The sequence below is a fragment of the Kroppenstedtia guangzhouensis genome (assembly GCF_014637345.1).
Taxonomy (GTDB): Bacteria; Bacillota; Bacilli; order Thermoactinomycetales; family DSM-45169; genus Kroppenstedtia; species Kroppenstedtia guangzhouensis.
Map to the genome: position 1 here is coordinate 163,082 of NZ_BMEX01000003.1, position 15,793 is coordinate 178,874.

Here is a 15,793-nt window from a genome sequence, read left to right on the forward strand (position 1 = left end):
TCAGCTCTCCTCCAAATCGGTTTTCTCAAGAAATTGAATATGGAAGTCTCCCTGATTGAACATGGGATGGTTCAACAATTTCAGATGAAAGGGGATTGTGGTACTGACTCCATCGATTGCAAATTCCTCCAAGGCCCTTTTCATTCGGAGGATGGCTTCCTCGCGGTCTTTCCCCCAAACAATCAGTTTGGCGACCATGGAGTCGTAGAAGGGGGAGATCGAATAGCCGGGATAAGCCCCGCTGTCCACACGGACACCGGCTCCGCCCGGTGGCAGATAAAACCGGATAGTCCCCGGCGAGGGCATGAAGTTTCGGTCAGGATCTTCAGCATTGATCCGACATTCGATGGCCCAACCGTTGATGATCACATCTTCCTGTTTCACGGAAAGAGGCAGTTCCGCCGCTAACCGGATCTGCTCTTTCACCAAATCGATCCCCGTCACCAGTTCAGTTACCGGGTGTTCCACCTGGATCCGGGTGTTCATCTCCATAAAATAGAAGTTCCCTTCTTTATCAAGGAGAAACTCCACCGTTCCCGCTCCGGAATAGTTGACAGCTTTTGCAGCCGCCACAGCCGCCTGTCCCATCTTCTCCCGCAATGCCGAATCCAATGCCGGGGAGGGAGCCTCTTCCACCAGTTTCTGATACCGGCGTTGTATCGAGCAGTCCCGCTCTCCTAAGTGGATGGTGTTTCCATGGGAGTCTGCCAGCACTTGGATTTCGATGTGACGAGGCTCCACCAGGAATTTCTCAAGATAGACGCCGGGATTGCCGAAGTTGGCCTCCGCTTCCTGTTGCGCCATCTGGATCGCCCGCTTCAACTCCTCCTCCGTATGTACGACCCGCATCCCCTTGCCACCGCCGCCGGCAGTAGCCTTGACAATGACGGGATAACCGATATCACGGGCCGTCTCCACAGCAAAATCCAAATCTTCGATCACGCCTTCAGTTCCGGGAACCACAGGAACACCTGCCGCTTTCATCGTTTCTCTGGCTGTCGTTTTATCCCCCATTTTGACAATGGCTTGGGGATCCGGACCGATAAAAGTAATGTTGCAGGCTGCACACAACTCGGCAAAATCAGCATTCTCCGCCAGGAAACCATATCCGGGATGAACCGCATCCGCTTCCACAAGTGTGGCCACACTCATCAGGTTGGTCATATTCAGATAGCTATCTTTGGATACTGCCGGCCCGATACAGTAGGCTTCATCCGCCAGTGTAACATGAAGCGATTCCTGATCCGCTTCGGAATAGACGGCCACGGTGTCGATCCCCAGTTCACGACAGGCACGAATCACGCGAACAGCGATCTCTCCACGATTGGCCACCAGCACTTTTTTGAACATCATTCTCTCTCCTTCCGCTGTTAGTCGGCTTTAACCAAAAACAGCGGCTGACCGTATTCAACCAGTTGCCCGTTCTCCACGAGCACCTCAACGATCTCGCCCCTCACTTCAGCCTCGATTTCATTCATCAGTTTCATCGCTTCTACAATGCAAACTACCGTTTTTTCATCCACTCGGCTTCCTTTATCCACATAGGGGTCAGAATCGGGAGAAGGGGCACGATAAAAAGTTCCCACCATCGGAGAGACAATCTTGTGCAGATTTGTGTCCTCTTCCTCAATGACAGCAGACGGCTGCTGAGGAGATGTCGCTTCCATTGCCGGGGCCGGAGAGGGATTGCTTTCCACCCGGTTGACTTGCTCCGGTTCCGCGGGCTGTACTTCAGGGACCGGGGAGTCCGCAACCACCGCCCGCCGGTCCGACAGCGCTTTCTTAATCGACACTTTGGTTCCGTCATTCTCCAGTTCAAACTCTTCAATTTTGGACTCATTAACCAGTCGGATCAGTTCCCGTAATTCATGCATCTTCATCGGCACGGTCCAACCACTCCTCCTTGTCCCCGAAAAGAGAGTTATTTGTCACACACATAAAGCTTGATTGGGGGGGGATCCCAAAGGATCCCTCTGTCACACCGTATGATTTTATATCAAACCATCAGTACGACACAACTGAAAACGAAGGGTTCCCTCATCCCCCGGGTATTTTACTTTTGCGCTATGTTTATTGTACGTTTTAGATTCCGCGGAATCAATCTTGTCATCCTTCCCTCCTTTCCGATTGCAAGAAAAGAACCCTCCCTCGGAGGGTTTTCCTTCAGCCCCGATGTGCAATGGAAACTTGTGTGGCTGGAACTCCCAACTGTTTTTTCACCATCCCGATCAGTTTAACCACCTGTTTTTTGCTCAGTTTATCACTTTGAACGATCACATCGACAAAATGATCATCGTTGGTGATCACCACCGCATCACGGAATCCCTCTTCACGGATCAAATCTTCCATGACCGATTCTGATTTGTCCACTTTCATCAGTTCGTCGATCTTGCTTTGGGCCTCTTTCAACGCTTCCTTGGATGCCTCGGGATCTGTCAGCACTTTCATATATTCTTCCGTCATTTTGGAGCGAAGAGAACTTCTTTGAAGCTGATATCCCACGAAATAATCACTGTCGGTTTCGGCTGAAGCCGTCTGATCCTTGGCTTTCTTCCCCTTTTCCTCTTTCAACTCGCCTCCGTCATCTTTCTCACCCGTCTTCACCTGAACATCCCCCGAATCCTCCGACACTGTCTGATCCGTTGCGGGCTCCACCGGACCTGTCACGATATAATATGCGGACAACACCACCATCAACGTTAACATGGTCACCAACCAGACCGTCTGTTTGTTCATGTTCACTCTGTATCCCTCCTCATCCTTTGGGCATCACGGATATTCGGTGCATCGGAACGTCCAGCACTCGCTGGATCGCTTCGATCATGGCCGCTTTGACCTTCAGGTTTTCTGCTCCTTTGGCTACCACCAGCACTCCCCTCACTTGGGGCTTCAACTTTTTGAGCACAATCGGTTGTTCCCCGTCCCCTTTTCTCTGCAACACCACCTTTTCATCTGAATTTTCCTGGTTGCTCTTCCGGGTCCCCCCCTTTTGGTCCTGTTCATCAGTCACTTGATTGGACCTGCGGATATCTTTCTCAACCACAGTCTCTTCCGAGGAATCCAAGTTGACCATCACCTCCACATCATCGACACCTACAATTTTGCTCAATACCTCAGTCAGACGTGCTTCATAAAGCGATTCGTAATCTTTGATCGTCATATTTTCATCCTTTTTGTTCCAAACTGCCGATTCCTCCTTTTTTACCTGGTTTTGGGTTTCAGGCAAACCCACCTCTTCATGAACCGAGAAAAAAGAAGAGAGGATCATGAGAGCCACCCCGAAACACCCGACAATGATCAACCAACGAAAGGCATTCACCCGTTTACTGCCGTCTCCCCCGTCTCCAAGGGATTTCTCCACCCGATCCAGGAGCTGTTTCAACATGGACAATCACCCCCCCTGATTCCCCTGAAGAACTTCCACATCCACCTGTTCGGACTGGAGTCCAAGTGTTTTCGCCAGAAATCGGGTGATTTTCTCCCCCCACACACTTTGTGTGGAGGATGGACCTTTCCTTGGTCGTCCCCCTCTCTCCAGGTCCCCGCCTCCCTCAATGATCACCGGTTTCACTTCCTCCACCGCTTGGATGTCAGGGAACTCTCCATTCTCTTTCTTTTCAGCCGGACGCACTGCGAGCGACACTTGGGCGATTCCGACCCTTTTTTCCCTTTCCTCGGTTTGAACCTGGGTTTGATCCACTTTCACACGGAAACGCTCTTCCACCTCTTTTGTGATCATTTGCTCCAGACGACGCTGCGCCTCCTCCCGCACCAGTCGGTCCTGCGTCTGTGTCAGCCGTTTGCTTTCCTGTTGAATCCCGGACAGAGAAGGGAGTCCCTCCTCCTTCATCTGTGCCGTGTCAAAAGCAAGTTGGTTCAGGTCCAAATCTTGACGGATCCATTGGAAGACCGGTGAAAGTATGGCGAGAATAATCAATAATCCCATAACTAATTTTATATACCTTTCCATGGAATTATTGGGTAAGAGAAGGTCCATAAAAGCGGCGATCAAAACCAGGATCACGATTTGTTTCAGCCACCCGCTCAACAGTTCGATCATGGTATCACCTACCGGATCATCACCGAGATGTTGCCGGCAGCCACAATAATGGTGATGGCAAGGAAAAACATCATCCCCACAGTGGCCAAGGCAGCAAAAATATAGATCAAAGTCTTGGATATGATACTGAGACATTCGATGATCGGGCTGTTTCCAAGAGGTTGCATGACAGCTGCGGAAAAGCTGTACACCAAAGCCAGGGAAAGGATTTTCAGGGCCGGAAACGCGATCATCAGAAGGAGGAGGATCACACCCACCAAACCGATCGCATTTTTCACCAACAGAGAAGCTCCCACCACGGTATCTGCAGCATCGGAAAACAAACGGCCCACCACCGGGACAAAGTTACCGGTGACATATTTGGCTGTCCGGACTGTCACACCGTCCGCCACCGCCGCCGTGGCGCCCTGAACCGAGATGATTCCCAAAAAGACTGTCAACAAGCTTCCCAGAATCCCCACACTCACTTTTCTCAGCAGCCCCGCCAACTGGTTCACCTTGTATTTGTCGGACAGGCAGCTGACGATGCCGAGTATGGCCGAGAAAAAAAGAAGGGGAAATACGACGGCGTGGATCAGGGTTCCGATGAGGTGGATCATCAGGACGATCATCGGATGAAACATTCCGACTGAACCCAGGCTTCCCATGGAAGCCAACAATGTCAACACCAGGGGAACCAAAGCCATCATCAAATGGATCATGCGAGAAATCGCGGTCCGGGCGGATTCAACCGCCACGGAGAAGCTGTCCACCGCCAAGATGATAATCACCATAAAGGCGATGGCATAGGCGATCTTGCTTACTTGATTCCGTTCAAAAGCAGTCTGCAATGTTCGCAAAATCATGCTGAACACCGTCAGTACAATAATCGTCCCCAACAACTTGCCGTTATAGAGCACTTCATGAAACAGATATCTGCCGAAAGCAACCAGATACGACTTCCAATCTGTGGCCCCCTTTCCGGAAGAGCCTGCCAGATCAAAGAGGTCCCGGGGCTGATCTCCGGGGAAAAAACGTCCGTATTCCCTCCTCAATTCCTCCCAGAAAGATTCCAACTCCTCCGTATGAAGTTGGTCCAGCTGAGTCCGAACCACCCTTTCCTCCAAACCTTCCCCTTCCGCCGCTGTCGCAACGGGAGAGGGAAGTGTGACGAGGAGGAGGATCACCGGAGCGAGCACACGGAGCCAAACACCCATGGAAACCATCCTCATGAAGGAAGTATTTGCACTACAGTTTCGATCATCATCGTGATAATTGGAATGGCCATCACCATGATTAGAATTTTTCCAGCCAATTCAATTTTGGAGGCGATGGACCCCTGACCCGCATCTCGTGTCACTTGCGCCCCAAACTCCGCGATATATGCGATTCCGATGATTTTTAAAACAGTTTCCAAAAACATGGAGTTCACCCGTGCCTTTTCGGCCAGTTGGGTCAGAATCCCGAGTACATCAGCAATTTTGTCGACCAGGCTGAGGAAGATCACCACACCGGTAAAAGTGGCCAACAGGAAAGCAAACACCGGTTTCTGTTCTTTGATGACCAGAATCAAAAAGGTGGCGATCAGTCCCAGGCCCACCACCTGGACCATTTCCAAGTGATCGCCCCCTGCTATGAAAATAGAAACACGTTTTTGATGGTTTGAAACAAATCTTCCACCAATACCACCACCATGAACAACACGACGATAAAACCGATCAACGTGACCCAGTGGGCGTATTCCTCTTTTCCCATCTGTTTCAAAACCGTGTGCAACATGGCCACGATAATACCTATGCCTGCGATCTGAAAGATGGCATCGACATTATAAGGCATCGGTTTCTCCCCCCGCCTTCAGTAAATCAGGATCACGATCAGTGCTCCCCCCAGGATCCCCAGGCTTTTGCACATCTTCTCGTAACGCTCCTGTTCCTCCCTTGCCCGGCCTTCCTCCACTTCCAGATGGGTCTGTGTCCGGGCCAGATGGGCGAGTTGGTCCTCCCGGTCAGAGATCCCCAAGGTCTTTCCAAAATCGATGATCACTTCCTTCTCCGGCTGTTTCAATTCAGTGGCTGGCCAAGTTTCCTCTACTGCCCGTTTCCAACATTCGAAGGTGGAAACACCATCCATCTCTCTGAGATACTGAGCACAACGGGTATACAAGCTTCGGACCGGCTCCTTTTCCCGGTGACCGATCTGTTCACAAATCTGGTCCAACCGCCTGGAACCAAAAGAGATTTCCGTCCGTATGAGGGAGAGTGCTCCCCGCATCTGCCGGATTTGCCGGGGTCGTTCCGCATAGGCTCGGGCCTTCCGAAATCCGAAGGCTGTGGTGGACAGGAGGATCATACACGCCCCGACCATTTTCAACATCCCGTCTCCACCCCAGATTCCTTCACCGGGCTCAGTCCCCTGTCGTAGATCGCTTCAATCGTCCCGGGTCCCTGTTTTCGGCTCAATAGAATATAGCGGGCAAAGACACCTTCCCGAACCAGTTGAGCGATACCAGGTCGCCGGCAAACTTCCTCCATCGAACCTCCGTGGGCAGTAGTGAAAAGAGAAACACCGGCGTGTACTGCCTCGAAGACTGCCTCTCCGTCTTCCTGGCGGCCGATCTCGTCCACCACCAGGAGTTCGGGAGACATGGATCGGATCAACATCATCATCCCCTCTGCCTTGGGGCATCCATCCAGTACATCGGTTCGGGGACCTACGTCATGTTGGGGAACCCCTTCCACACATCCGGCAATTTCCGATCGTTCATCCACCACCCCGACTTTCCTGGACGGGATCGTTTCCCCCGAGCTGACAATCCGGGTCAGATCCCGGAGCAGAGTCGTCTTGCCGCATTGGGGCGGGGAGACGATCAACATATTTTCCAGCTGTCCCCCCGGAAGGATCCAGGGAAGCAACCTCCGTGCAGCTCCCTTCACCTGACGGGCCACACGCAGATTGAATCCGGTAACGTCGCGGATATGTTTCACTTTTCCGGTCTCCACCACCACCCGGCCTGACAAACCGACCCGGTGACCTCCCCGGATTGTGACATATCCCCTTCGCAGCTCCTCTTCCAGGGCATATAGCGAATGGCGGCTGATCAGGTTCAGCATCTTCTGACAATCTTCTCTGTTGGGCCGATACCCTTCCCTCTCCCGTGTCACCATCCGACCTGAGGGGCTGAGGAACATGGATTGAAAAGGGGTCGCCACCTCCAACGGACTCTCCTGACGTACCCGAATCTCTTCCAGAGATTCATACACCCGAGACGGAAGGGATTCTACCAACCCGCGAATGGACAGAGGGAGCACTTCCAATACGGGAGCAAGCATCCTCCGACCTCCTGTCCACACTGGATTTACCTAATCCATATGGCAAGAGGACAATCATTATTCCCCCCGCCATGCAAAAAAGAAGTGTGTCAATCTATCAGACTGAAAATAAAAAAGGCCCCATGGGGCCAAAAAATCGATTCAATTCAATCACTGCTCGATCAGCACCGATTCTTCCAGGATATTTCCTTCGTCATTGACACGAAGAACCGTATTACACTGGGGACATAAGAGATCCGCCTCTTCAGCGGACTCAAAAATTTCCTCGTCCACCAACACAGGTTCACCGCAATTAGTGCATTTTACATCCCAAAAACCGATGTCTTCGTCGTCAAACTCCTCACCATCATAAATAATCAGTTCCAGTTCATTCAGGTCTTCGTCCACCGCCTCCACGTACTCCTCCAGTTCAGTAAGGCGTACGGTCAGCTTTTCATTCTCCTCTGCCAGTTCATCCAAAACATGAACCAACCGCCCCAGGACTTTTCCCTCGGGAGTCTCTTCCGCGTTTCCCTGTCCTTCCATCAACCCTCTGATGAAGGCCAAATCCCTCCGCAGGCGGTTGGATGGAACATGAGATTGGTATTCCAATGACATCTCATCCCTTCAGGTTGGATTGCATCTATTATCATTCACCATTTTTCTACTCCGACATTCATCAAAATAGTTCCCGACGATTTGGGCCAATCTATACCAAGGGAAATGAGTCGTGAGGTGATCAGTGTGGCGGCGTCCGGAAAAATCCATCAAGAGAAGCAAAGCAAAGTACTCGTTCTCGCCATTCTAAGCGCGGTGCCCGTGATTATGGTTCTTGGGAATTCCATGTTAATTCCAGTTCTGCCCACCATCCAATCCGATCTGAAAATCAGCCCGTTGCAGGTCAGTCTGTTGATTACCCTGTTTTCCATTCCGGCAGGAATCATCATACCCTTAAGTGGTATTCTTTCAGATCGTTACGGGCGGAAAAGGGTGATCGCCCCCTCCCTCCTCCTCTACGGGGCAGGGGGATTGCTCACTGGTTTCGCCGCCATCTGGGGGGAAGGGGTTTATTGGCTGATGCTCACGGGACGGATCATTCAAGGCATTGGGGCGGCGGGGACAGCACCGATCGCCATGGCCTTGGTGAGCGATTTATATAAAAAAGAAGAACGAAGTAGTGCCCTGGGCGTAATCGAAGCGGCAAACGGGTTCGGCAAAGTGATCAGTCCCATTCTGGGATCCCTGATCGCCTTGATCACCTGGTATGCGCTTTTCTTCACATTTCCAATCCTGACTGTTCCCATCGCCCTTTCCCTGTGGTTTTTCATCCAGGAACCGAAACAGAACCGCAACCCTCAACCCCTCTCCAAATACAGAGAAAACATTGTAAAAACATGGAATAAGGACGGGAGGTGGTTATTGGTAACATTTCTGGCTGGAGCATTGACATTGTTCATCCTGTTTGGGGTTTTGTTTTTCCTCTCCGATTTTCTTGAGAAGCGCTACGGAATTGACGGGGTGGTGAAAGGATTGGTTCTGGCTATTCCGTTGTTGGCGATGAGCTCCGTCTCCCTGTGGGCCGGAAATCATGTCAAACAAAAGATCCAAACCATGAAACGGTTTATTGTAACCGGTCTGTTTATTGTCGCCATCGGGATGGCTCTGGTTCCCTTTTTGTCCAACACATATTTTTTAATCGCTGATCTGGTGGGAATCGGAATCGGCAGCGGATTGATTCTCCCCTGTTTAAACACCTTGATCACTTCGGCGGTGGGCTCCAAAGAACGGGGGATTATCACCTCTCTCTACGGAAGTGTCCGTTTCCTTGGCGTCGCTCTAGGTCCACCGGTATTCGGTGCTTTAGCCAAAGCTAAACTTCTGTTGTATCTGGGAAATGCAGGTTTGGCTTTGGTCACAGGAATCTTGGTCATCTGGGCCATCCGAAAACCGGAACGGCTTCGCAGCCCCCATGGCCACAGCAGACTCTATTTGGGACGCAAACGACTCAGACCCACATAGACTCAGGACCCACATAAAAAACGGGCACCTGTACCTCCTCACTTGCATAGCATAGGGAGCATATGACTCAGGAAGAGGAGGAACCATATGGAGCCAGTAGCAAAACCGATCTGGGAACACCGACTCCAAGACCCTTCCCTCAGCAGGAAGAAGAAACCCCGCTCCGGCGGATTAACGATGGTGATCGACAAAGGAATGGGCATCTCCGCTTTCCGGGATCTTCTGGAATTGGCGGCCGACTACATCGATTTCATCAAACTGGGTTTTGGCACCACCATCCTCACCCCGGCCCATCTGCTGAAAGAGAAACTTCGTTTGTCCGAATCATTTGGCGTACATCTGTACCCCGGAGGCACCTTCTTTGAGGTGGCTTATATTCAGGATGGGATGAACCATTATTTTGAAACCCTCTCCCGGATCGGATTTCAATGGTTGGAGATCTCCGACGGTACCATTCCACTGTCTCCCGGACAACGCACAGAGTCGATCACAGCGGCCAGGGACTCTTCTTTCCGGGTGATCACGGAAATCGGAAAAAAACAGAAAGGTTCCATCACTCCGGTGGCCGAATTGGTGGAAACCTTCCACCGAGACCGGGAGAACGGAGCGGAATATATCATTGTGGAAGGCAGGGAGTCCGGAAGGGACATCGGGATGTTCAATGAAAAAGGGGATGTGGACACCGATTACGTACTGAACGTGGAGCAACAAGTGGATCGCTCACGGATTTGGTGGGAATGCCCCCAAGCCGCGCAACAGATCACCCTCTTGAAACTCCTCGGTGCTGACACCAATCTGGGCAATGTCCCCGCCCAAGAAGTCTTGTCTGTGGAATCCCTGCGACGGGGGCTACGTTCCGATACCTTTTACACCTTTGGTTCTCACCGGGAGGAAGCCCCCTTATGATCGCGTCGATCATCCCCCACGTGGATGATCTCCACGCTGATCAATTAGTCAACCGAACCGTCGTAATGATTGACGCCTTTCGTGCTTCCAGCTGTATGGTGACCGCTCTGGCCAATGGCGCTCTGTTCATCATTCCCGCCGAAACCGTTTCCAAAGCCCGGGAGCTTGCCACAGCCGGAATGTTAACCGGTGGAGAGCGATTCGGTAAAAGTTTGGAAGGATTTGACCTTGGAAATTCACCAGCGGATTACTCCGCAAACAGAGTTAAAAACAAGGGAATTGTCATGACCACTACTAATGGAACCCGTGCACTTCTGAAAGCGAACCGGGCATCGGAAATCCGGGTGGGCTGTTTTTTGAATGCCTCCACATGTGCAAAAACCATCCGGGATCTGCACCGGGACGTCGTCTTTCTTTGTGCAGGAACCCGGGGGAGCTTTTCCATGGAAGACGGGATGGCAGCAGGTTGCATCCTCCACCATCTCCTGGAAGTGAATCCGTCAGTCGAATTGAGTGATCTGGCCCATACCCTTCGTTTGGGGTATCTTTCCTGTCAGGAGCGTCTTACCGAAATTCTATCCATGAGTCAGGCAGGTCGACGTTTAGGCGCCCAGGGACACCATCGGGATCTCCTGGACTGTCTGCAAACAGATCGATATGACATCGTCCCTCGCTGGAAACAGGGCCGAATCATCCGATGACAGATGAAAGTTCATAACCCCCCTTGTCCTCACATAACCTGTATTAACCAAGTTGGACAGGGGATGCGTATGAATCCAGATCTCTTGTTAGTGTTATTGATTGTCATCGGACTTATCGGCCGGTCGCCGATTATAGCGACTGCTGCCAGCTTGTTGCTCATCTTAAAATTAACTCATCTGGAACGTTTTTTTCCCGCCGTTGAGCGCAGGGGATTGGAAATCGGGCTGCTGTTCCTGACCATCGCTGTTTTGGTCCCCTTTGCCTCCGGCCGCATCTCCCTCAAAGAGGTTCTTGGAGTGTTCACCTCCGTACCCGGAATCTTAGCCATCGCCGGAGGAGCCATAGCCACTTATATGAACGGAAAAGGATTGGATCTTTTAAAAATGGATCCCCAGATGATCATCGGATTGGTGATCGGATCGATATTCGGCATCCTCTTTTTGCGAGGAATCCCTGTAGGCCCGCTGATGGCTGCGGGAATCACCGCCTTTCTGATGAAAATCGTCCAATGGATCTGGTCCTGACAAAAAAACTGCCGGCATTATGACGGCAGTTTTTTGAGGTCAGGCCCGGGAAACATATTCTCCTTTTCTCGTGTCGACAATCAGTCGATCCCCCTCGTTGATAAAAAGGGGCACTTGCACCACCAAACCGGTCTCCAGTTTGGCTGGTTTGGATCCACCGGTGGCGGTGTCACCCCGGATCCCCGGGTCGGTCTCCACCACTTCCAATTCCACTGTGTTGGGAAGATCCACCCCCAGAGTCTCCCCGTTATAGATGACCAGGTTGACATTCATGTTCTCCTTGAGAAACTTGACTTCCCGCTCCAGCCGATCCGCCGGGAGAGTGACCTGATCATAGGTCTCATTGTCCATAAAAGTGTATTCGCCGCCGCTCTCGTAAAGAAATTGCATCTGCCGGCTCTCCACATGAGCCTGGGCCATTTTTTCACCGGCGCGGAAGGTGCGCTCCTGGATATTTCCGTTGCGGAGATTTCGCAGTTTGGAACGAACAAAAGCCGCCCCTTTACCCGGTTTGACATGCTGAAAATCCATCACTTGCCATACATCCCCGTCCAATTCAATCGTAAGCCCGGTACGGAATTCACTGGTGGAAATCATCGATCTCTTCCTCCTCTGCTGTCATCAGTCGATCTGGATCAATTCCTTGGGACTTCTTGTCAACACTTCATGCCCTTCGTCCGTAACTAATACATTATCTTCGATCCGGACACCACCTACATCCGGCAGGTAGATTCCCGGTTCCACAGTGACGATCATCCCCGGTTCCAGCTCCCGTTCATTCTTGTATGATAAGGTGGGACCCTCGTGAAGTTCCATCCCCAACCCATGACCGGTGCTGTGCCCGAATGCTTCCCCATACCCGCGGTCCCGAATATAATCTCTCGCCTTCGCGTCCACTTCCCTGCCGCTGATTCCGGCTTTGATCGCTTGAATTGCCCGCTTCTGTGCTTCGAGGACGATCCCGTAAATCTCCCGTTGTTGATCCGAGGGACTTCCAATCATGACAGTTCGTGTCATATCAGAGCAATACCCTTGATAATAAGCACCAAAATCCATTGTGACCAGATCCCCGGTTGCCAACACACGGTCACTGGCAACCCCGTGGGGGAGAGCGGAGCGGGGACCGGAGGCGATAATCATGTCAAAGGAAGAGGATTCCGCACCTGCCTCCCGCATGAGAAATTCCAAGCGAAGGGAAATGTCCCGCTCCGTCATTCCAGGTCGAATCTCTTCCAGAATCTTTTCAAAGGCCCCGTCAGAAATGGCTACCGCATCCCGGATCCTTTGAACTTCTTCCTCATCCTTGATCAACCTCAGTCTTTCCACCAAATCGGAAGAAGGTACCGTTTTAAGTCCCTCCAACGACTCTGTAAGCTTCCTGTATTGACTGAAGGTGAGATGATTTTCCTCAAAGGCGATGGAGTCGATCCCGCATCGAATCATGATTTTTTTTATATCGATAAAAGGATTCCCCGCATGTTCCACAAATTCGAAGTTAGGTGCCTGGTCTTTCACTTGGCCCCTGTACCGAAAATCGGTAATCAAAATTTGTTCCCTTCGGGTTACCACAACCCAACCGGAGGAACCGGTGAATCCGGTTAAATATCGGCGGTTGATGGGATGGGAGATCAACAAGGCCTCGATATCACGCTCTTCCATCAAGCGACGCAGCCGTAGCAACCGTCTTTCCACATTTCTCTCTCCTTTCTGCATAAAAGCGTTGTGACAAAGCCGTTCACAGGGAGGATTGAATTTCACATGGAGCGTCTTTGGACCGTCAGGACTTTGGCGCAGGAATATGAAATCAATTCCGACCCTTCAAGAATGCATCAATCACAACTCTTTCAGGCCCTTCCCCTGACCAGCGTGACCGCGGCGATCAAGGCCAACTCGTAACTGTGGAAACCGAATCCGATGATCTGTCCCCGTGTAACGGGGGCGGTAACGGAAAGCTCCCGGAAGGGTTCTCTCGCGTTCACATTGGAAATATGTACTTCGATCGCAGGAACGGATACAGAGGCGAGGGCATCCCGGATCGCATAACTGTAGTGAGTAAATGCACCGGGGTTAATCACCAGCACATCCACTCTTTCTTCCGCCCCGTGGATCTGATCGATCAGATCCCCCTCGTGGTTGGATTGAAAGGTTTCCACCTCCAACCCCAGTTCCCCGCCTTTGGTACGCAATCGCTCATTCAGCTCTGCCAGAGTCCCGCCCCCGTAAATGTCCGGTTCCCTTTTCCCCAACCGATTCAGGTTGGGTCCGTGCAACACCAGCACTTTGGGCATGAGATCCCCCCTTCCGCTCTTCGATCCCTTCGCCATTGTACCACAAAATCCCGGAAAAGATGGAGACGGCCACAGGACAATCCCTGCAATCCGTACAGCCCAGCGGGCAGGGACAGATTGTGTTACAATAGTATAACCACATCTTAACAGTCCATCAAACCAAGGACCCATCCAACCAGGAGGTGGAGCTTTCATGGAAACCGAAACAGTGGCATACGGTGGTCAAGCGGTGGTGGAAGGTGTCATGTTCGGAGGACGACATGCCCAGGTAACCGCCATCCGGAGGAAAAACGGGGAGATCGAGATGTTTGAACAGACCGGCAGAAAACGAACCGGCCTGGATCTGTTGAAAAAAATCCCCCTGGTTCGCGGAGTGATCGCCTTGTTGGAAGCCAGCGCCTCCGGCTCCCGACATCTTCAATTCGCTGCAGACCGATATGATCTGGAACCCGGGGAAGAACCGGAGAAAACCGCCTCCCGGCTGGAAATGATCTTGGGCGTCGCCGTAGTCGGTGTTCTCTCTCTCGTAATCGGGAAAATGATTTTCACAGCTTTTCCCGCATTTCTGGCCAGCATCCTTTTCGACGGTTTGGTGAGCAACCTGATTCTGCAAAATCTAATCGAAGGTGCGATCAAGACCCTTTTTCTGCTGGGATACCTCTTGGCCATTTCCCAGACACCGCTCATCAAACGCCTGTTTCAATATCACGGAGCGGAACATAAAGTGATTAATGCCTACGAGTCCGGGGAAGACTTAACAGTGGAGAACGTTCAAAAACAGTCGACACTTCACTACCGCTGTGGCAGCAGTTTCATCATTTTGACTGTGATCGTGGGTGTGATTCTTTATTCCTTCTTTTCATACGATAACGTTTGGGATCGCATCCTCACCCGTTTACTCCTGATTCCCGTGGTGATCGGCCTTTCCTATGAACTGCTCCGGATCACCAACGCACTCCGGGATGTCCCGGTGCTCACCTGGCTTGGCTATCCCGGTCTGTGGCTTCAAAAATTGACTACGCGACAACCGGAAGACAATCAGGTCGAGGTGGCCATCGCCGCTTTTAATCGGATGCATGAGCTGGATCAGGAAACGGCGGAACCGATGAAGCGATCCAGTCTTGTCCACTCGAGTTAACCATAAGGGTTTTATGAAGTGAGGGAGAGAACGCAGTGTTGAGCACAAGAACAAAAATTTGGCGCAGCGTGATCCTGGCCCTTGTCGCTATCGGATTGGTCGCCATGTTAATCAACGAGACAATCCTCTTTCTGGGTGTCCTCGCCGCGACAATCCTGATTTGGTACCTGTATCGGCGCCCGCCCCGGTGGCTGATCCGGCTGAGCCATCCCCAAACCGCCTCCCCTACCTGGGGAAAACCCAGGGCCTCCACCAGTAAATCAAAGTCGCGGGAGCGGAAAAAAAGACGCTTCCGCGTCATCGACGGAAATGGCAACCGTTCATCATAAAACGAAGATGCCCTGATCCGGAGAAATCCGGACACCCGAAACCCGTTCCGGGTTTCATTTTTTATTTTGGGACAAGCCCTTGCAACGAAAAACCGAAGGGCTGCCTCAGTCCTTCGGTGATTCGATGGTCTTCTTCATTTCGTGATCGGCCTCCATCACTCCTCGGGTGAAAATTTCCCCTGAAGTATTCAGAACCCTTGGGACGGGGCCTTTGACGCGAATCACCAAGCATGGAAAGGTGATCACCTGGGGATGCATCTTGCCTGGTTCGGGAGCCACTTCGCGAATGAGAAATCCGGGCTCCCCCCCATCTTTTTTAATGCCGACCAACTCCAACCGATGTCCCGGATTTGGTTTCATCCCGGCTGAAATCATCAAATATAGATCCCCGCGGTGTCGAAAGAGATGTACCCCCCGTCTCTGTTTCACTTCTTCCAGCCAATTGCGGAGGCTTCCCGGCAACCTTTTCTGCTCTTTGATGGATAAGACCCGATAGGAGAATTCCCCCGCCCGCTTTCCATCACCCTCCATTTTTCACCC

Annotated in this window: 21 protein-coding genes; 6 read left to right on the plus strand and 15 right to left on the minus strand. The window is 51.7% G+C overall.

Annotated elements, in window-relative coordinates; genetic code table 11:
- The 11 genes from accC to IEV46_RS05390 form a co-directional block, all read right to left on the minus strand.
- Window positions 1–1,350, minus strand: a complete 1,350-nt coding sequence (gene accC / locus IEV46_RS05340; RefSeq protein WP_188430688.1) for an acetyl-CoA carboxylase biotin carboxylase subunit — start codon at window positions 1,348–1,350, stop codon at window positions 1–3.
- Window positions 1,351–1,370: 20 nt separating this feature from the next.
- Window positions 1,371–1,880: an acetyl-CoA carboxylase biotin carboxyl carrier protein gene (gene accB, locus IEV46_RS05345; RefSeq protein ID WP_188431149.1), complete on the minus strand. Its 510-nt coding sequence runs from the start codon at window positions 1,878–1,880 to the stop codon at window positions 1,371–1,373.
- A 283-nt stretch (window positions 1,881–2,163) separates the two neighbouring features.
- Window positions 2,164–2,736 (minus strand): SpoIIIAH-like family protein, encoded by a 573-nt coding sequence (locus IEV46_RS05350; RefSeq protein ID WP_229735945.1) that lies wholly within the window; start codon window positions 2,734–2,736, stop codon window positions 2,164–2,166.
- 19 nt (window positions 2,737–2,755) lie between these two features.
- On the minus strand, window positions 2,756–3,385 hold the full coding sequence (gene spoIIIAG, locus IEV46_RS05355; RefSeq protein WP_188430693.1) for a stage III sporulation protein AG: 630 nt from the start codon (window positions 3,383–3,385) through the stop codon (window positions 2,756–2,758).
- Between the two features lie 6 nt (window positions 3,386–3,391).
- Complete coding sequence (gene spoIIIAF, locus IEV46_RS05360; RefSeq protein ID WP_188430695.1) at window positions 3,392–4,060, minus strand: stage III sporulation protein AF; 669 nt, start codon at window positions 4,058–4,060, stop codon at window positions 3,392–3,394.
- An 8-nt stretch (window positions 4,061–4,068) separates the two neighbouring features.
- Window positions 4,069–5,256 (minus strand): stage III sporulation protein AE, encoded by a 1,188-nt coding sequence (spoIIIAE, locus tag IEV46_RS05365; protein ID WP_229735915.1) that lies wholly within the window; start codon window positions 5,254–5,256, stop codon window positions 4,069–4,071.
- An 11-nt stretch (window positions 5,257–5,267) separates the two neighbouring features.
- Window positions 5,268–5,657, minus strand: a complete 390-nt coding sequence (spoIIIAD, locus tag IEV46_RS05370; RefSeq protein ID WP_188430699.1) for a stage III sporulation protein AD — start codon at window positions 5,655–5,657, stop codon at window positions 5,268–5,270.
- Window positions 5,658–5,671: 14 nt separating this feature from the next.
- Window positions 5,672–5,875 (minus strand): stage III sporulation protein AC, encoded by a 204-nt coding sequence (gene spoIIIAC / locus IEV46_RS05375; RefSeq protein ID WP_009708351.1) that lies wholly within the window; start codon window positions 5,873–5,875, stop codon window positions 5,672–5,674.
- 18 nt (window positions 5,876–5,893) lie between these two features.
- Window positions 5,894–6,412 carry a stage III sporulation protein SpoIIIAB gene (gene spoIIIAB / locus IEV46_RS05380; RefSeq protein ID WP_188430701.1) on the minus strand — a complete coding sequence of 173 codons (519 nt, stop codon included), beginning with the start codon at window positions 6,410–6,412 and terminating at the stop codon, window positions 5,894–5,896.
- On the minus strand, window positions 6,406–7,368 hold the full coding sequence (gene spoIIIAA, locus IEV46_RS05385; protein ID WP_188430703.1) for a stage III sporulation protein AA: 963 nt from the start codon (window positions 7,366–7,368) through the stop codon (window positions 6,406–6,408). The genes spoIIIAB and spoIIIAA overlap by 7 nt, the downstream gene beginning before the upstream one ends.
- Window positions 7,369–7,518: 150 nt before the next feature.
- Window positions 7,519–7,959 (minus strand): CD1247 N-terminal domain-containing protein, encoded by a 441-nt coding sequence (locus tag IEV46_RS05390; protein ID WP_188430705.1) that lies wholly within the window; start codon window positions 7,957–7,959, stop codon window positions 7,519–7,521.
- 111 nt (window positions 7,960–8,070) lie between these two features.
- Between IEV46_RS05390 and IEV46_RS05395 the strand changes: the two genes are divergently transcribed.
- From IEV46_RS05395 to IEV46_RS05410, 4 genes are all read left to right on the plus strand, one after another.
- Window positions 8,071–9,366 (plus strand): MFS transporter, encoded by a 1,296-nt coding sequence (locus tag IEV46_RS05395; RefSeq protein ID WP_188430707.1) that lies wholly within the window; start codon window positions 8,071–8,073, stop codon window positions 9,364–9,366.
- Between the two features lie 87 nt (window positions 9,367–9,453).
- Window positions 9,454–10,272: a phosphosulfolactate synthase gene (gene comA / locus IEV46_RS05400; protein WP_188430709.1), complete on the plus strand. Its 819-nt coding sequence runs from the start codon at window positions 9,454–9,456 to the stop codon at window positions 10,270–10,272.
- Complete coding sequence (locus IEV46_RS05405) at window positions 10,269–10,973, plus strand: 2-phosphosulfolactate phosphatase (RefSeq protein ID WP_188430711.1); 705 nt, start codon at window positions 10,269–10,271, stop codon at window positions 10,971–10,973. Before comA ends, IEV46_RS05405 begins: the two co-directional genes overlap by 4 nt.
- Before the next feature lie 69 nt (window positions 10,974–11,042).
- Window positions 11,043–11,498 carry a DUF441 domain-containing protein gene (locus IEV46_RS05410; RefSeq protein WP_188430712.1) on the plus strand — a complete coding sequence of 152 codons (456 nt, stop codon included), beginning with the start codon at window positions 11,043–11,045 and terminating at the stop codon, window positions 11,496–11,498.
- A 39-nt stretch (window positions 11,499–11,537) separates the two neighbouring features.
- Here the strand turns inward: IEV46_RS05410 and efp are convergent, their stop codons facing one another.
- The 3 genes from efp to aroQ form a co-directional block, all read right to left on the minus strand.
- Window positions 11,538–12,095: an elongation factor P gene (gene efp / locus IEV46_RS05415; RefSeq protein WP_188430714.1), complete on the minus strand. Its 558-nt coding sequence runs from the start codon at window positions 12,093–12,095 to the stop codon at window positions 11,538–11,540.
- A gap of 24 nt (window positions 12,096–12,119) precedes the next feature.
- Entirely contained in the window at window positions 12,120–13,211 is a 1,092-nt protein-coding gene (locus IEV46_RS05420) for a M24 family metallopeptidase (protein ID WP_188431151.1), read from the minus strand.
- Between the two features lie 131 nt (window positions 13,212–13,342).
- The gene (aroQ, locus tag IEV46_RS05425) at window positions 13,343–13,786 is read right to left on the minus strand and encodes a type II 3-dehydroquinate dehydratase (RefSeq protein ID WP_188430716.1); all 444 of its coding nucleotides are present in this window, start codon (window positions 13,784–13,786) and stop codon (window positions 13,343–13,345) included.
- Between the two features lie 193 nt (window positions 13,787–13,979).
- Between aroQ and IEV46_RS05430 the strand changes: the two genes are divergently transcribed.
- Window positions 13,980–14,924: a DUF1385 domain-containing protein gene (locus tag IEV46_RS05430; RefSeq protein WP_188430718.1), complete on the plus strand. Its 945-nt coding sequence runs from the start codon at window positions 13,980–13,982 to the stop codon at window positions 14,922–14,924.
- 38 nt (window positions 14,925–14,962) lie between these two features.
- Window positions 14,963–15,253, plus strand: coding sequence for a hypothetical protein (locus tag IEV46_RS05435; RefSeq protein WP_188430720.1), 291 nt, complete (start codon window positions 14,963–14,965; stop codon window positions 15,251–15,253).
- A gap of 105 nt (window positions 15,254–15,358) precedes the next feature.
- On the opposite strand, the gene IEV46_RS05440 is transcribed toward IEV46_RS05435, so the two are convergent.
- Entirely contained in the window at window positions 15,359–15,784 is a 426-nt protein-coding gene (locus IEV46_RS05440; RefSeq protein WP_188430722.1) for a protease complex subunit PrcB family protein, read from the minus strand.
- Window positions 15,785–15,793: the final 9 nt, after the last annotated feature.

Excerpts from the sequence above, each read along its gene's own strand:
- accC (WP_188430688.1), bottom strand. The coding sequence starts at position 1,350 with ATGTTCAAAAAAGTGCTGGTGGCCAATCGTGGAGAGATCGCTGTTCGC.
- accB (WP_188431149.1), bottom strand. The coding sequence starts at position 1,880 with ATGAAGATGCATGAATTACGGGAACTGATCCGACTGGTTAATGAGTCC.
- IEV46_RS05350 (WP_229735945.1), bottom strand. The coding sequence starts at position 2,736 with ATGAACAAACAGACGGTCTGGTTGGTGACCATGTTAACGTTGATGGTG.
- spoIIIAG (WP_188430693.1), bottom strand. The coding sequence starts at position 3,385 with ATGTTGAAACAGCTCCTGGATCGGGTGGAGAAATCCCTTGGAGACGGG.
- spoIIIAF (WP_188430695.1), bottom strand. The coding sequence starts at position 4,060 with ATGATCGAACTGTTGAGCGGGTGGCTGAAACAAATCGTGATCCTGGTT.
- spoIIIAE (WP_229735915.1), bottom strand. The coding sequence starts at position 5,256 with ATGGGTGTTTGGCTCCGTGTGCTCGCTCCGGTGATCCTCCTCCTCGTC.
- spoIIIAC (WP_009708351.1), bottom strand. The coding sequence starts at position 5,875 with ATGCCTTATAATGTCGATGCCATCTTTCAGATCGCAGGCATAGGTATT.
- spoIIIAB (WP_188430701.1), bottom strand. The coding sequence starts at position 6,412 with ATGTTGAAAATGGTCGGGGCGTGTATGATCCTCCTGTCCACCACAGCC.
- spoIIIAA (WP_188430703.1), bottom strand. The coding sequence starts at position 7,368 with ATGCTTGCTCCCGTATTGGAAGTGCTCCCTCTGTCCATTCGCGGGTTG.
- IEV46_RS05395 (WP_188430707.1), top strand. The coding sequence starts at position 8,071 with ATGAGTCGTGAGGTGATCAGTGTGGCGGCGTCCGGAAAAATCCATCAA.
- comA (WP_188430709.1), top strand. The coding sequence starts at position 9,454 with ATGGAGCCAGTAGCAAAACCGATCTGGGAACACCGACTCCAAGACCCT.
- IEV46_RS05405 (WP_188430711.1), top strand. The coding sequence starts at position 10,269 with ATGATCGCGTCGATCATCCCCCACGTGGATGATCTCCACGCTGATCAA.
- IEV46_RS05410 (WP_188430712.1), top strand. The coding sequence starts at position 11,043 with ATGAATCCAGATCTCTTGTTAGTGTTATTGATTGTCATCGGACTTATC.
- efp (WP_188430714.1), bottom strand. The coding sequence starts at position 12,095 with ATGATTTCCACCAGTGAATTCCGTACCGGGCTTACGATTGAATTGGAC.
- IEV46_RS05420 (WP_188431151.1), bottom strand. The coding sequence starts at position 13,211 with ATGCAGAAAGGAGAGAGAAATGTGGAAAGACGGTTGCTACGGCTGCGT.
- aroQ (WP_188430716.1), bottom strand. The coding sequence starts at position 13,786 with ATGCCCAAAGTGCTGGTGTTGCACGGACCCAACCTGAATCGGTTGGGG.
- IEV46_RS05430 (WP_188430718.1), top strand. The coding sequence starts at position 13,980 with ATGGAAACCGAAACAGTGGCATACGGTGGTCAAGCGGTGGTGGAAGGT.
- IEV46_RS05440 (WP_188430722.1), bottom strand. The coding sequence starts at position 15,784 with ATGGAGGGTGATGGAAAGCGGGCGGGGGAATTCTCCTATCGGGTCTTA.